The following is a 15960-nucleotide window of genomic DNA, read 5'->3' on the forward strand; positions in this document are numbered from 1 at the left end:
TTTGGTTATTTTTTGAGTATAAAGCAACTTGTGCTTCATACTCGTAAACATTTATTCACTAAACTAAAATCCGATGGAATTTCCCCCATCAACAGGCATAATTACACCCGTGACATATTTGGAAGCATTCGAACATAAGAAATATACGGCTTCTGCTACATCCTCGGGATCGCCCATTTTACCCATTGGTGTTCTTGAAAAAACCTTATTCTTACGCTCTGGATCGGCATCTAAAGCCTTTGCCGACATAGCTGTTTTGATAAAACCTGGCGCCACGCAGTTAATACGAATGCCTAACGGAGATAGCTCGGTTGCCATAGCCCTTGTCATGCCTTCAATGCCTGTTTTTGCCGCAGAATAGGCAATAACTTTTGGAATACCGTATTGAGCTGCCATCGAACTTATATTCACTATATTTCCAGCACCTACAAACAGCATTTTCTTCACCACTTCTCTGCTAATTGCAAATACCGAACTTAAATTGGTTTGGATTACGCTCGCGAAGTCTTCATCAGTTACTTCAATAAAAGGTTTCTTCATATTGATACCCGCATTATTAACCAAAATATCAATCGCTCCAAATTCTGTATGTATCTGATCAATTAGCGCTGGTATGGCTGCCAGATTCTGCAAATCGAAAACTTTATAACTACATAAATGACCAAGCTCCCTGGCTACTGTCTTCAATTTATCTTCATTCCGGCCAATTATCACGGTTTGGATACCTTCTATTACCAATTTCTGCGTAATGGCCAAGCCTAATCCAGCCCCACCGCCTGTTACAACCGCTATTTGTTTATTCATTATTTTTATTTCTTTGTGATGATGGTCTGAGGATTAGTTCAGCATTTAAAATGACTGTACTGGTAAAGCTCAAATCTCCTTCTCCATCTAAATGATTGATTAAAATACGGGCAATGTTTTCGCCCATTTCATTTCCAGGGTAATTTACGGTCGTAATTGCAGGCTCTGTAACCCGAGATATTAAATCATTATTAAAACCTACAATTGCAATATCCTTGGGTACACTAAAACCAGCATCTTTCAAAATGGTTAGTGCAACTGCAGCGGCAGAGTCGTTGGTTATGAATAAGCCATCGGGCATTTTATCCCTTTTAAAAATATCATTCGCAAAAATATCCTGTAAGGCCTGTTCAGTTAAATCATTAGAGATAAACAGGTCCGGCTTAAACTCGATTTTGTGATCTGCTAATGCTTTTTTATAACCTTCAAATCTGTCTCTATATACATTTCTGGAGATATTACCTGTTATGTGAAGAATCTCCTTACAGCCCTGCTCAATTAAATGTTTGGTAATCGAATAACCTGCCTTAAAGTTATCAATCAACACCTTCGTAGATTGAATTTCTTCTGCCACGCGATCGAAAAATATAATGGGGATGTTTTTCTTGTTAAAGCTATCAAAATGGCTGAAATCCTGGGTGTCAGAAGCAAGCGAAACAATTAAGGCATCAACTCTGCTGTTAAACATGGTTGCAGCATTGGCTTTTTCTTTCTTTTCCTGCTCAAAAGACTGACTGATAATTAAGTTATAGCCCGAATTATTAACTATTTTTTCGATACCTGAAATAACTGCCGACATAAACAAACTGTTTAGCCGTGGCACTATGACACCAATTGTATTGGTTTTCTGCTTGCGTAAATTACTTGCAAATTTATTAGACCGGTAACCAAGCTCGGTAGCTAAATCAAAGATTTTCTTTTTTGTTTTTTTATTAATTGCGGGGTGATCTTGCAAACCCCTGCTTACTGTAGTTGCAGATATATTCAGTCGCTCAGCTAAATCGTAAATTGTAATTTCCTTATCTTGCATACACTAATCAATATGATATTATTCTATTTGGTATGCCTAAAGTATGGATATATTTTCAAAATTGCAACCGATTGCATAAATATTGTTTTACGCTTTTCATTATTGTTGTAATCCATAATACACTCTAATAAGTGATGTATTGAAAAAGAACATAATTCAAAATTTATTGTTATTATTTAAAACATCATGGAAATGGGAAATGAAAATTTAAAAAGAGTGGCAAAAATTCTTTTAGGAGCAGGGCTTATATTTGCAGGAATTGGGCATTTAAGTTTTGCCAGAAAAGCGTTCCAGGCACAGGTTCCGAATTGGGTACCCTTAAAAAAAGACGATACGGTTTTAATTTCGGGATTTGGAGAGATTGCACTCGGCACCGCATTAATTTTAGCGCCTAAAAAACACGAAAAACTGTTGGGCTTAATGGCTGCATCAACGTTTGTAGCCGTTTTTCCAGGCAATATCGCTCAATATACAAATAGAAGAAGTGCCTTTGGATTAGACACAGATGCCAAAAGGTTGGCGAGGCTATTTTTTCAACCAGTGTTAATTTACTGGGCTTTAAAAAGCACAAGAAATCTGGATAAGAAATTTGATAAAACTATTACTTAGCCAATGTGATAAAGGCTGCTTTGATAAGATATTATTTATATTTTAGTAACCCCTAAACGACACCAACTTTGCATCCCTTTTTTTTCACCGTTATCGGTGCAATATTTATTCTTTCTTTAGTAATTATCCAGCTTTCTTTATACGGTGGCTCAAAAAAATACCTTAACTTTTTATTGGCTACCGCCATTTTCGGAATCGCCTGGTATGCATTAATTTTTCTGATGACTAATTCTGGTTACATTAGGAATTACCCATTTTTATTTAACAAAGGTTTACCACTCTACTATGCCATCGCTCCATGCTTATATATTTATGTAAGGGGATCGCTGAGCATTGAGCATGCAAAATTCAGGAAAACCCATCTACTTCATTTTTTAATTGTTATTCCTGCGGTTATTTCCGTTTTACCTTATAATTTACTCGATTATCCTGCACAGCTGGAGGTTGTAAGAAAAATTGCATCAGATGTTAAATTTGCCTTCTCAGAGCATAAATATATTGTCCAACCATGGCACTGGTTTACCTTTCCTATATCGGCTATAATTTACACGGGTTTGCAATTCAAATTAGCCAGAGCAGCATCACGTAAAAAGTCTAACACCAAAATTGTTAACTGGGTTTATTTATTTTCTAGTATCTGTTTAACCATATTTATCGGGATGCTAATCGTTAACGTACTGATACTAAAAAACCTGAACAGGGTTTGGTTTATACTTCACCAGAGCAATATAATTTTATTGCTTTGCTGCTGTTTACTTTTACTGAGCCTAAGCTTCTTTATTAATCCAGAGCTGATATTTGGATTGAGAAAAACAGATCGATTACAGGAAAGCCAAGTCCTCTCGACCAGTGAAGATAAATCTGATATTAATGCTTTAGAGAAAACGAAAGCAAAAATGGTCGACGAAAATTTGGTTCAGCAGGTGGAAACATTTATCATTGAAAAACAGATATTCAGGAAAAACGGGCTCACCCTTAGCGAGCTTGCCTCTCAGCTTGATGTACCAAGCCATAAACTATCAGATTTATTTAATAACCATTATCAGCTTAATTTCAACAACTATATTAATAACCTCCGCCTTGTCTACATCAAGGAAAGATTAGATTCTGGAGCCTGGAAACAATTGACGCTGGAGGCTATAGCACTTGATGCTGGCTTTTCATCAAGAAACACTTTCTTTGTAGCTTTTAAGAAATCCACTGGTAAAACTCCATCTACCTATCTGAAAGATCTTAAAAAGGCATAAATATGTAATGATTTATAATTTCATTACATTCTTGGTTGATCATTCCAATCAATTGTGCATGAAAAATTCAACATTTGTAAAATGCCTTCGAATATGATTTTACGAAAGCATAACCACTTAGTAAACTAATAAAACAAAACCAAACAAATGCCTAATTCGAAGAAGAAAACTATAATGGTTTTTAAAATCGCATCGGATAAATTTACAGAACTGACCAATTTTGTAGATTGTGATCAGAATTCTCTTATTGTATTCAGCCCAGTTGACGAAGTATCAAGTGGCGCTATTTTTCAGGAGAAATCAATTCTGGAAACGTTGTTCGAAGAATTTGAAAACGCATCCTAACCATTTCTAAATTAAAGATTGAAAGCGATCCTGGTTCTGCTATAAAAAAACAAGGGTTAATATACTCGCGCTCCCACTTAAACAAAAAGCCTGGAATTGTGATTCATTCACATCCAGGCTTTCTTTTATATAAATTCTTTTTTTAAGAAAGGAATACTAGAATTACTCGTTAATGGCTATAACGCCAGGGAATTCCTTACCTTCCATATATTCTAATAATGCACCGCCACCAGTAGAAACATAACTTACAGCATCTTCCATTCCGAATTTTGCAATAGCCGCAGCTGAATCGCCACCACCAATTAAAGAGAATGCGCCATTATCTTTAGTTGCTCCAACAACTGCTTCAGCAACTCCCTTTCGAATACGAAGTAGATTTATAAATTCGATTAGGATCGTTGAATATTTTGCAAGGAAGTTAGGCTCGCATAATTCAAAAATTATAATCATTTTCACAACCAACAAATATCTTTCGTCTATATTTGATAAACCTATTTCACGATATATGTATAATTATAATCAAAATTCACATCTCATAAGTATTTTTCAGCGAAGTCAACGAAATTAAAGAAATAGAAGATCAGTATAATAGGTTTTCAATTTGGAAAAAAAATCAGACCGCTAAAATTGAACCCTCGGCAATATATCTTGTTATTTTAATTAAATATCTTTTCCAAATCAATGTGAAGGCGATAATCAAATCCTGGGAAAATGTATATTTTATCGGCTATGGCGTTATGGGTAAATAATAGAATAGAAGATCTCTTAATAACAAAAAAGCCTGGAATTGTGATTTTCACATCCAGGCTTTCTTTTATATAATTCTTTTTTTAAAAAAGTAACATCAGAATTACTCGTTAATGGCTTTAACGCCAGGTAATTCTTTACCTTCCATGTATTCTAATAATGCACCTCCACCGGTAGAAACATAACTTACAGCATCTTCCATTCCGAATTTTGCAATAGCCGCAGCCGAATCTCCACCACCAATTAAAGAGAATGCGCCATTATCTTTAGTAGCTGCAACAACTGCTTCAGCAACTGCCTTTGTTCCAACTTCGAAGCTTTCCATTTCGAAAACGCCCATTGGACCATTCCAAAGTAATGTTTTAGAGTTTTTAATCACCTCAGCAAATAAAGCTGCGGATTTAGGGCCAATATCAAGTCCCATCCAATCTGCAGGAATCTGACCAGAATCTACATCTTTTTTAGCTGCATCGTTTGCAAATTTATCTGCAATTACGGTATCTACAGGAAGGATTAAGTTCACACCTTTTGCTTTCGCTTTTTCGATCAATTCTAAAGAAAGTTCTTGCTTATCTGCTTCTAAAAGTGAAGTACCAATCTCGCCACCCAGCGCTTTAGCAAAGGTGTAAGCCATACCACCACCTATAATGATATTATCTACTTTATCCAACAGTTTTTCGATCAAAAGAATTTTATCTGACACTTTTGCTCCACCCATAATCGCAGTAAACGGACGTTCGGCATGGTTTAATATTTTCTCTGCATTTTCTAATTCAGATGCCATTAAATAACCAAAGTATTTTGCATCAGGGAAAAATTGTGCAATTACGGCTGTAGAAGCGTGTGCACGGTGTGCTGTACCGAAAGCATCGTTAACATAAACATCGCCCAAAGCAGCTAACTTTTCAGCGAAAGCAACATCACCTTTTTCTTCTTCTTTATAGAAACGAAGGTTTTCTAATAACAAGACCTGGCCTGGAAATAAGTTTTTAGCTTGATTTACTGCCGATTCGCCAATGCAATCATCTGCAAATTTCACCTCTAAATCCAGCATGCGAGATAAATCGCCCAGAATATGCTTTAAAGAGTATTTGTTAGTCGGTCCATCTTTCGGGCGACCTAAGTGCGACATCAGAATAACTGAACCACCATCGTTTAATATTTTTTGGATCGTTGGTAGTGCAGCACGCATTCTTTTATCATCCGTAATTTTAAATTCATCATCCAAAGGAACGTTGAAATCTACACGGATTAGCGCTTTCTTATCTTTAAAGTTAAACTGGTCTACTGTTTTCATGCTTTATTATTTTTGATTTAAGTTTAATTTCATTTCATAATGGAAACCGATTCCAGGAATATCAAATTCTGGAGACTCGGTTGTAAATCCAATCTTTTTGTAAAATGCTGCTGCCGTCGATCGGGCATTACACCACAAATAATTGGTTTGGTATTCTTTTAAATATTCTATCGCAAAAGAAATTAATGCTGCGCCATAACCTTTTCCCCCGAAATCGGGATGCGTAGCCATGCCTCTTAGTTGATAGCCCTCTCCTGCGCCCTCAAAAAAATCGTTCCGCATAAAAGTAGCTATCGAAAGGATTTCACCACCCAGCTGATAGCCCAGGTGAAAGGTATCATAAGCATCATCCCCGTCAAAAAGACAGTGTTCAAAAGACTTGCCGTTTCTTAAGACCAGGCTTCTTAAAGGAAGTACTTCTTCTTTGGTGATGAATTTTACCATAATTGCATTTAAAAAGGGATATTCAAAACTATGCAAACGTTCCCGTAATTTGCTAAAGCTTATTTTTATTCAGCTTTTAATAAGCTTATTTTTTTTATTAAGTCAACCAATCGGCTGCTGTATCCAAATTCGTTATCGTACCAACCTACTACTTTCACCAAATCGCCTACTATGGAGGTTAGTTGCGCGTCAAATATACAAGAATGTGGGTTATCAATAATATCGACAGAAACGATTGGATCTTCAGTATATTCCAAAACCTCCTTAAACTCGTTTTCTGATGCATTTTTAAAGGCCGCATTTATTTCTTCGATGGTTGTTTTTTTCTTTAATAGACAGGTAAAATCTGTTAATGAACCGTTTAATACTGGAACTCGGATACCTGCCCCGCCTAAACGGCCATCCAGTTCGGGAAAAATATGGGTAATGGCTTTCGCAGCTCCTGTAGTAGTTGGAATAATTGAAGCTGAGGCTGCTCTTGCCCTACGCAAATCTTTGTGATTACTATCGTGCAGATTCTGATCGCCCGTCATAGAATGGATGGTTGTGATATAACCTTCTTCCACTCCCCAGTTATCGTTCAGAATTTTAATCATTGGTGCAATATTATTGGTTGTACAACTTGCATTAGAAAGTACTTTACTGGTTAAGTCGATTTCATTTTCATTTACACCAAGTACAACCATTGGAATATCATCGTTTGCAGGTGCAGAAATAATTACCTGTTTGGCGCCAGAGGTAAGATGACATTCCGCATCTTCCAGAGTTAAGTTTTTGCCCGTACAATCTACAACAATATCAACTCTTAATGCTGCCCAGGGTAATTGAATCGCATGTTTAATTGAAAATACAGGAATTGAAACATCATCGATAACCAAAGCATCGGGAACAGCCGAAACCTTACCTTTAAATACACCATGAACGGTATCATATTTAAAAAGGTGTGCCATTGTTTTTGGGTCAGACAAATCGTTAATGGCCACCACTTCAAATCCTTCTGCGAAAGCCAAACGTAAGAACGTTCTTCCTATCCTTCCAAAACCATTTATTGCAATTCTCATCTATTAAAATTAGAGCGCAAAATTAGTGTTTATTTTGAGATTGAAGAAGATAAATTAAGCCTTTGACAATAGAGCGATTAATGAGAAGATGAAGCATTTATCTAGAGTTTCATGATTTGCTTATTATCCATTTTTCGAAGACGAACGAAAAGGATAAAATCGAAAATAACACATAAGCCAATAATAAAAAAAATCAAAAAGAAATTTCCAAGATGCCGCATTATAACCGTCATTGCAACCATTCCAATATTTAAACTTGCAGTTATAAGAATTATTATTGGATTTTTAATACCCAAGCGCTCCATACGATGATGAATGTGATTTCTGTCTCCATCAAAAGGAGATTTGCCTTTTAATATGCGAACAGTGAAAATGCGGAGCGAATCGAAAATGGGAACAATTAAAATTGAAACAGCGATTGCAGGCGCAGAATAAATAAATGGATCTAGTTGTCCAGAAAACTTATTCAGTTCAATAAACTTTATCGACAATGCAGCTGTAACGAGTCCTATAATTAAAGCCCCTGTATCGCCCATAAATATTTTTGCAGGGTTCCAGTTAAATTTTAAAAACCCAGCTACAGAACCTGCCAGTGCAAAAGCTATAAATGCATAGGGTATTTGATCCATCAGTGCAAAGAGAATCCCGAAAATCAGGTTAGCAATTATTCCTATGGAGGCAGCTAACCCATCTATACCATCTATTAAGTTAAAGGCATTGTTCAGAAAAATAATTAGTATTACCGAGAATACGCCGCCCCAGATCAGATTCATATCACCAATACCCATCACGCCGTATAAACTGGTTAGCCTGAAACCACCAAAGAAAACTAATATAATTGCTACAATGAGTTGAAGAATAAATTTAGTGCTGGTATTACTCCCATAGACATCATCTTTTAAGCCTAATGCGGCCAGAATGATGCAAGAAGTGATTAGAAAATTAGCTTCTTCGAATGCCGTAAGCGTCGAGAACAGCAACGTGGCAATGGTAAAGCTGGCAACGATAGCCAGGCCGCCTAATCGGGAAATATTATCTCCATGAATTTTTCGATGCATATCATTTGTATCAAACAAATTATATTTAATCGAGGTATGAATAATAGAAGGGATAGATAAAACCACAGTTACACCAGCAAGCAGAAAGATCGCTAAGCAAAAAAATACAGGATTGGTATTTAGTAAATCTGTAAGCAAATTGTAGAAGATTTACTAGCAAATATAAGGATTGTAACTAAAGTGTGGGTGTTGGTTTGTAACTGATTTGACTAAAATCAATTGCATTTTAAGTAAACAGTTTCTGATTCCAGTATTGAGGACCGTAAATCACCTTTTTATAGAAGAATAGATCATTTATTCAGGTTATTCATTATTATTTTTAAATATAAAAATTTAAATCCGGCAGTTTATCCATAATAATATTCCAGGCGATATTATAATCCACTCCATAGTAATCAAGAACTATACGATTTCTTGTGTCTGACATTTTCCTCCATTCAATATGTGGATATTGCAATTTGAGATCGAGGTCAACTTTAGTACAAGCTTCACCAATGATTTCCATACTTCTAATAATTGTCCGAGATAATATGGATCATCACTTACTTCATCTCGATTTTTATTTATGACGAATGCTCTATAAAAGAAATTTCATCTATTATATGATTTAAAAGCTCAAGATTAGATGGCAACATATTCGGTTTGGTTTAGGATATGAGGACCGATATATTTGCTTAAAGACTGAGGTGTAACCAATTCTACTTTTCTTCCTAGCAGCCCTTCAAGGTAGTAGGAAAGATCAATGTAATTATCATAACTCTTCTGATTTGGATAAAATTCGACAAGAAAATCTACATCACTTTCATCCTTCTGGTTACCTGTAATAAGAGAACCAAAAACCCCAAGTTTCGCTACGCTAAATGATTTAATCGTCTTACTATTAGACAATAGCGTAGAAAAAAGAACTTGCTTATTTGAAACCTTATTGATCATTTTACAAATTTACTCTATTATTTTAATTCTAGCAATAAGAAAAAGCCCGTTAAGCGGTTCTTACTCCTATCGCTTAAACTGACTTAACTTTGCAAACTTTTTTTTAAACAAAACAATTATCGCATTCGGTATTTTATTTCTTTTAAGAGCTTTATAATCATTCGCCAATCCCAGTAAAAGACTTTTTATCGATTTATTACTTACACCACCAGTACGCATATTCACCATTAAAAGGGATAGGTAGGTTGCAGTAATTTTGTATTTATGAAAAAACCTTAGAATTAAATCATAGTCTGACGCAGTCCCCATATCTAAGGCATAATTACCATATTTTTCGAAGAGCATTTTCTTAAGGTACAAAGTAGGATGCGCAGGCATCCAGCCTTCTTCAATATCATTAAAATTAGCTTGTTTTGATTTCCAGCCCCTTACAACCCTCATTTTAGTTGGATGAATATAATTCAAATCACCATAAACACCATCTGTGTTTTTATTCTGCTCAAAAGTCCGAACAACTTGTTGGATAATATTTTGATCAGCAAGTACATCATCTGAATTTAAGATCCCAATTACATCACCCGTTGCCAATTTTATACCTTTATTGATTGCATCGTAAAGCCCTTCATCTTTTTCGGAGATAAAATGTGTAATAAAGCCGCTATACTGCTTAATAATCGAAATCGTATCATCCTTTGAACCACCATCTACCACGATATATTCGATATTGGAATAGGTTTGTGCGATAATGGATTCAATACAATCTTTCAGAAAAGCTTCAGCATTATAAACAACGGTTATGATTGATATTTTCATGCCCAATTTCGTAAGTCTTCCTATTGCAATTAAAATCGTAAAGATAACAGATGCAGGGATATAATCGTCAATCTGGCAATTGGTTGTTACGACGGCGTAATAACCTAAATAAAACACGCCACAAGCACACTTCAGCTGCAAACACAAACGATATTGATCGAAAAGTTTACGCATCTTTTTGAAGGCAATGATTTATCTTTTTTGATTTAGAAAACGGTGATTTGATCCTTACGGGAAGATCTTTACTCTTTTCCAAACCTAAGGCACTTAATCCGTATAGCCCGAATGGAAAAAAGTTTCATATATCAGTAATATATCCACTTATTATAATGACGGAAGTTAAAGGGATGAGGTTTAGTCTAAAAAATGGCTTAGTGTTTATTTTTTTTAGAATCAGTAAACCCAGAATACCAGAAACGGCGACTAAGGGCAGGCTGTAATCGTCGAGGTTACATTCCAAAGTTGATGTGTAATCTACTAGATCGCCATACTTACATGTTAGGCAAACTGCCGAAACTCCTGGAATATTTACACTTGGAGAACCGTAAATACAACCATTAACGTTTATTGGAGTTACATTTTTAGCCCAAGGGATAGTACACGATACATTTGAATTTATGATAGGAGTTAATTGATAAATTCTTCCTCCTAAAGTAAGGCTCAGCCCACTACCTACATCAACACCTAATGTGTAAGCTGAGAAGCTAGTGTAAATTACCGAGCCGCCCGAAATCCTACATCCTATGGCAGCATTTGATTTAAAAAAAAATGTTAAGGCAAAAAAAGTAAGAATATATTTTAAATCCTTCATATTTATACTTTAGCGACATCACAAATCTAAAGACAGCACAAACAAAAAAAGTCGTTCTTTTTGTTCAAATACAACATTAACTCCTTATGATAAAGGCGGATAAAATATTAGTCAGCCAAAAAAAATGAACAGGATGAATAGATAAAAAGCTAATAAGAATTATTAAAATTTCTTCAGAAAGCATGGAGCGATAACAACTCCAAACATGAGAAAGGTCTTTAATATTTTTGTAATATAAACACTATAAATAACGATATTCTGCATAAAATAAATGTAAAATAAGTAGCTGTATCGTATTGCTTTTATTAATTAATTTACTTGAGGCCGAAGATTTTTTTTAATTAAAACCATCGTTTAATTCATAGAATATTGCCCTTTTTACTTGCGCTAGTCGCCATTACTACACTTTTAGAAATGTGGGCGACAAAATTAAAAGTTGCTTTTCCCATATTGGTGGTGGCTGCGGGCCTGTTAATCAGTTTTGTCCCAGCCCTGCCTATTTTAAGAAATATCCAAATCAACTTGGGCCATTCTGGAGGGAGAGAGTTTATTAAATTACACATCTTCGTTAATTATTTTTCGCTTTGCCTTAGTGGCCATTGGTACTGGCAAGTTTGTGTTAAAGGAAGCCGCCTTTACTTTTACCTAGATAGTGGTTGGCGGTGTGGGTATTGAGCTGGTTATTTGTTCAGGCACGTAAACGCCTACCAACCGACTTGACCTCTGATGTTCAGTTTACCCTTATTGCATTATTGGGTAGCCGAACAGCTTCATAGTTCGGGTGTATGGGCGGTAGTAGCAGGCGATTTGTCCCTCTCGACTAAAAGAGTGGTTTTTCTTAACAGCACTAGCCGCATTAAAACTTACAGCGTTTGGGAAAGCTTTGTTTTCATCCTAAACGACATTGTGTTCCTCATTATGGGCCTAGAAGCTCCCGAGGTCGTAGGCGGTTTGCGTTTGGAAGGTATATCTCTATCTACCACAATTGGTTACAGGGTACTGGTAACAGCCATTTTAATTTGCGCGCAAATGATCAGTTCTTATGTAGTGATGATTGCACCTCCCGCACCGAAATCTGATATTCATCAATTCTGTAGCCATTTTGCTTACACTCCTGGTGCAGGGACTTACCCTACCCTAGTTCATCACCAGAGGCAAATTATTTGATTTTATCCAGCAGAAAACGAAGAAGTAGATTTTCGGGCACTGAAGAAAGGCTTGCGCCAGCATGTTTACAGGTTTTTTGCAAAATAAATACCATAACGACCCTGCGGGCGAATGCATGTTAAAGGGTTTTACAGCACTGGGAAGAAAAAACAAAAGTTGCTGCTGATGACGACTATACGAATGAAAAAACAAAAGCCGTTTTCATAGAGATACTGAACATTCAACGACTTTATTGAAGCGAACTTAACCTCGACCCTAAATCAATGAAAAACTGATTCGCCAGCAATTATATCAGATTGATCTGGAAGAGAAACGGTTGAAGACGATTTGAAGCATACCGGAAACTAAATATTTTTTTAAAGCGCCATTCTGAACCTGTCGAAGACCATTTCGATCAATAAGTATGCGTATATATCTAAAACCTACACTAATTTAGAGCGAGAATGCTCCGTTTTCGCATGTAATAAAACCCGAAGGCGCCTAATGGTAGAATTAATAGCCAGATGCAATCATCGAGGGGGCAGGGAACGTATGAATATGGATTCGTTTCGTTAATATTGCTATTAACGCCATTTATAGACATCGAATAATCTGTTCCCAAGTAAATTGTACAGCCAACTGCCACAGTTGTTGAGCTTGCATTATTATCTGTCGTACCGTTTCCAGGCAATCTTCCTCTGATAGCACTCCCTTTTGCTTGACACGTATAAGGGACTGAGTAATTCGGATCAAACCGAAATCTATAATCAATAATCTTGTTCATATCATTCTGATAAAGACTAACAACATTAGTCCCTATTGTTCTATAATATAATCGACCACTAACTAAGCATCCATAAGTAAAATCTGCTCCGTTAAGCTTTGGCATATTAGCAGGACTTATGTAAGCTTTACATTCAACTGAAAAAAAGGACGAAATAGATACTAAAGATAAAAGGACGAAAATCTTAAACCACTTGGTAATCATAATTAGAATTGGAATGGGACAGTTTCCATTCACAAAAATATAGAACTGTGTAATAATTACACCATATGAGCTACATCATAATACAATTTTTATGATTTTTGATGAGAAAAAACGAAAAGATACAATTTAAAAGAGTGGAATTAGTTTGAAGAGTAAGAGTTTACAGAATGTATTCAATTGAAAATAAAATTATAATAAATGGTATTTATGTAAAAATATCTAAGTGATATTAAGCAGATTTCTTCGTCTTAAAACCATAAGGCCAAAACTGCCAAAAGCTAAAATGAGATGCGAGACATAGTCATCTAGGGGGCAGGGCACGAAAATAAGCCTTGAAGCTGGAATATAGTAGTTACCAACTAATGATCCATTAATACGACAAGACTGCCCATTTGTTGAAGCGCTCAGATAATCATACTTTGGACAAGCATTTGGATAGGCGGTATTTGAAGCATCATTATATGCAATAGGTGTGCCGAAATTCCTGGTTCCTGTTGGTAAGGCTCCATAGTAAATCAATTCATTTGGTGTTCCATAATTTAACGCACATCCTTGAGCGACTGCATAATTGCTAAACACAAAAGATAAAAAACCAATTAAGTACTTAAAGTTCTTCATGCACAATAATAAACTGAATTGTACTCTTAAAAAGACAGAATTTAATTTTTTTGATAATAATCAAAAACATAATCTTGGGAATTAAAAAACTTCAAAAATTAATAATCATAATATTTTAAATCACCAATAGCGCCGCACCAATGAGCTGTTTTTAAGTTGATTAAAGTCAACAACATTTTCCTTGAGCCTAGACTTTTCAGTCTAAGCGGAGGCGAAGACTCATTCATCCTTTGACTCCGCTCAGGATGATAACTTCGACTCAATATATATGGCGCACAGCCGAAGTACTTAGGATTACGAGTTAAAACGAAGATTACATCTCTTTAGAGATAAGCTATTTTTTCTGCTCAAAATCAAAAATGCAACACCATATTTTGTTAAAAGGACAAGTGGAGTGTAGGCATCTTTTCGGAAGGCCATCTCATATTAATTACCTCCATATAGGCGATCTATTAACCAAGCTGTACCGCTTACAGAAGGTGTATCATTTTGGTAAATATGAGGCCTACCTGTACTACAACTTAACCATTGACTTTAAGGAGTAAGACTAGCCGAAGTAACAGTTGAGTTTGTATATAATTTACGTTGTAAATATAACAACAGTAACTTGGATTTTGAGCTTCGACAGAAAAGCAACATAAGAAAGGAAACAGTAAAAAAATAGAAATTTAGGACAATCAAAAATTATTCTATAAAAACAGATATATGCTGCACACTCACCTAAAATTTCTTTTAGTTTTGACCAGATGGCAATCGTATGGATTTATGCCATAAATAAATGTGGAAATTAGAACGAGGGGATGAAACCGTTGCCGGTCTTTATTACAATTATACTAATTAAATGTATTTCTAGCCCATAATTCTACGACAGCTTCTGCTGCTGTGCTGAGGGAAACAAAAAAGATATTACGCAATAGTCCTTCGACCTAGTTTATATTGAGTGAAGCCGATGAACTCACGGGACCGTAATTAAAAGGACCAGCTGCACAAAAGCAAACCTGCTGATATATATAATCAAGTGTTTGTTTTTTGTACAATTCATTTTTTTTAGCATATTTAAGAGTTATTTTTGTAAATACACATTGTTTGGATATAGTGGCATCGTCTTTCAGAATTATGAAGTTTAAAAAACCTTTAATACAATCATTCGTTCTTTTATTTATCACTATTGGCTTGTTCGGCTGTGCCGCTCGTAAAGAACGTAGTTTGTTCAATGCAAAGAGCGATATCGTAACCGATACCATTAAGCAGGTTTATGTTGTTAATGATCAGGGTATCAGCGAAGCATTTTATAAGATTAAAATAAACGACAGGCTGGCTATTCGAAACGTACAAAATAAAGAATTTGGTGCAACAGCATCGACGATCAGTAACAGCAGTACTTCCAGTTCCAACAGCGGCGCTATTAACAGTGTGCTCTCCTACCCTGTAGATTTAGATGGGCAAGTAAATTTGCCTGCTATCGGCAAAGTAGGGGTTGTAGGATTAAGCAGACGTGAAGCTGCGATTAAAATACAGGAGCTTTATGCGAAACAATTGCTCCGCGACCCAATTATTGAACTAAGTGTAGTGAACCTAAAAGTTACCCTGCTGGGTGAGTTTAGTAAACAAGGTAATTTCTTATTGGAAAGAGATAATACTACCTTGATTGATATTATTGGTGAAGCTGGGGGGATTACCAAAACTGCAGACCCGAAAACCTTAAAAATTATCCGAGGTGATCGTGCCAATCCCGAGATTATTTATGTTAACCTGAATGATATTAATAGTTTAGCCAGTAAGAAACTCGTTCTACAAAATAACGATATAATTGTTTTACAGCAGACGAAAAGTTCTGCCACAACTGAAAAACTGCAGAGTTATAATAATCTTTTACAACCCTTGCTTGTTGTGGTCAATTTAGCGGTACTGATCTTTACCGTGACGAGGTAGTTTTTTGTGGTTGGTTAGTGGGTTAGTTGTTTAGCAGTTTAGTAGTTAGTGGTTAGGAGAAATTGTTTTATTGATTA

At 35.8% G+C, this 15960-nt stretch carries 15 protein-coding genes and 1 pseudogene; 4 read left to right on the forward strand and 12 right to left on the reverse strand.

Annotated features, from left to right (window positions below; genetic code table 11):
* Window positions 1-63 precede the first annotated feature (63 nt).
* Window positions 64-804 (reverse strand): SDR family NAD(P)-dependent oxidoreductase, encoded by a 741-nt coding sequence (locus ABD692_RS03785; protein WP_344765047.1) that lies wholly within the window; start codon window positions 802-804, stop codon window positions 64-66.
* Window positions 797-1834 (reverse strand): LacI family DNA-binding transcriptional regulator, encoded by a 1038-nt coding sequence (locus ABD692_RS03790; RefSeq protein ID WP_344765049.1) that lies wholly within the window; start codon window positions 1832-1834, stop codon window positions 797-799. Before ABD692_RS03790 ends, ABD692_RS03785 begins: the two co-directional genes overlap by 8 nt.
* A gap of 192 nt (window positions 1835-2026) precedes the next feature.
* On the opposite strand from ABD692_RS03790, the gene ABD692_RS03795 reads away from it, so the two are divergent.
* From ABD692_RS03795 to ABD692_RS03805, 3 genes are all read left to right on the forward strand, one after another.
* Entirely contained in the window at window positions 2027-2443 is a 417-nt protein-coding gene (locus tag ABD692_RS03795) for a DoxX family protein (RefSeq protein ID WP_344765050.1), read from the forward strand.
* A gap of 68 nt (window positions 2444-2511) precedes the next feature.
* Complete coding sequence (locus tag ABD692_RS03800) at window positions 2512-3690, forward strand: helix-turn-helix domain-containing protein (RefSeq protein WP_344765052.1); 1179 nt, start codon at window positions 2512-2514, stop codon at window positions 3688-3690.
* A 147-nt stretch (window positions 3691-3837) separates the two neighbouring features.
* Window positions 3838-4035, forward strand: a complete 198-nt coding sequence (locus ABD692_RS03805; RefSeq protein ID WP_344765054.1) for a hypothetical protein — start codon at window positions 3838-3840, stop codon at window positions 4033-4035.
* Window positions 4036-4197: 162 nt separating this feature from the next.
* On the opposite strand, the pseudogene pgk reads toward ABD692_RS03805, so the two are convergent.
* From pgk to ABD692_RS03850, 10 genes and pseudogenes are all read right to left on the reverse strand, one after another.
* Window positions 4198-4395, reverse strand: a pseudogene (gene pgk / locus ABD692_RS03810) (phosphoglycerate kinase); the annotation flags it as partial.
* A gap of 490 nt (window positions 4396-4885) precedes the next feature.
* A complete protein-coding gene (locus tag ABD692_RS03815) occupies window positions 4886-6079 on the reverse strand; it encodes a phosphoglycerate kinase (RefSeq protein ID WP_344765056.1) in 1194 nt (397 codons plus the stop codon).
* A 6-nt stretch (window positions 6080-6085) separates the two neighbouring features.
* Window positions 6086-6523: a GNAT family N-acetyltransferase gene (locus tag ABD692_RS03820; RefSeq protein WP_344765058.1), complete on the reverse strand. Its 438-nt coding sequence runs from the start codon at window positions 6521-6523 to the stop codon at window positions 6086-6088.
* Between the two features lie 65 nt (window positions 6524-6588).
* Window positions 6589-7584 carry a type I glyceraldehyde-3-phosphate dehydrogenase gene (gene gap, locus ABD692_RS03825; RefSeq protein ID WP_344765060.1) on the reverse strand — a complete coding sequence of 332 codons (996 nt, stop codon included), beginning with the start codon at window positions 7582-7584 and terminating at the stop codon, window positions 6589-6591.
* A 101-nt stretch (window positions 7585-7685) separates the two neighbouring features.
* The gene (locus ABD692_RS03830; RefSeq protein WP_344765062.1) at window positions 7686-8780 is read right to left on the reverse strand and encodes an MraY family glycosyltransferase; all 1095 of its coding nucleotides are present in this window, start codon (window positions 8778-8780) and stop codon (window positions 7686-7688) included.
* 181 nt (window positions 8781-8961) lie between these two features.
* The gene (locus ABD692_RS20910; protein ID WP_425567318.1) at window positions 8962-9147 is read right to left on the reverse strand and encodes a HepT-like ribonuclease domain-containing protein; all 186 of its coding nucleotides are present in this window, start codon (window positions 9145-9147) and stop codon (window positions 8962-8964) included.
* A gap of 116 nt (window positions 9148-9263) precedes the next feature.
* Window positions 9264-9530, reverse strand: coding sequence for a nucleotidyltransferase family protein (locus tag ABD692_RS03835; protein ID WP_344765064.1), 267 nt, complete (start codon window positions 9528-9530; stop codon window positions 9264-9266).
* A 111-nt stretch (window positions 9531-9641) separates the two neighbouring features.
* Window positions 9642-10562 carry a glycosyltransferase family 2 protein gene (locus ABD692_RS03840; RefSeq protein WP_344765066.1) on the reverse strand — a complete coding sequence of 307 codons (921 nt, stop codon included), beginning with the start codon at window positions 10560-10562 and terminating at the stop codon, window positions 9642-9644.
* 124 nt (window positions 10563-10686) lie between these two features.
* Window positions 10687-11199, reverse strand: a complete 513-nt coding sequence (locus tag ABD692_RS03845; RefSeq protein ID WP_344765068.1) for a hypothetical protein — start codon at window positions 11197-11199, stop codon at window positions 10687-10689.
* Between the two features lie 2353 nt (window positions 11200-13552).
* Window positions 13553-13951 carry a hypothetical protein gene (locus ABD692_RS03850; RefSeq protein WP_344765070.1) on the reverse strand — a complete coding sequence of 133 codons (399 nt, stop codon included), beginning with the start codon at window positions 13949-13951 and terminating at the stop codon, window positions 13553-13555.
* A gap of 1116 nt (window positions 13952-15067) precedes the next feature.
* Here ABD692_RS03850 and ABD692_RS03855 point away from each other — a divergent pair.
* Window positions 15068-15883, forward strand: a complete 816-nt coding sequence (locus ABD692_RS03855; RefSeq protein WP_344765072.1) for a polysaccharide biosynthesis/export family protein — start codon at window positions 15068-15070, stop codon at window positions 15881-15883.
* Window positions 15884-15960 lie beyond the last annotated feature (77 nt).

Source organism: Pedobacter ginsengiterrae, from assembly GCF_039537385.1.
GTDB lineage: Bacteria > Bacteroidota > Bacteroidia > Sphingobacteriales > Sphingobacteriaceae > Pedobacter > Pedobacter ginsengiterrae.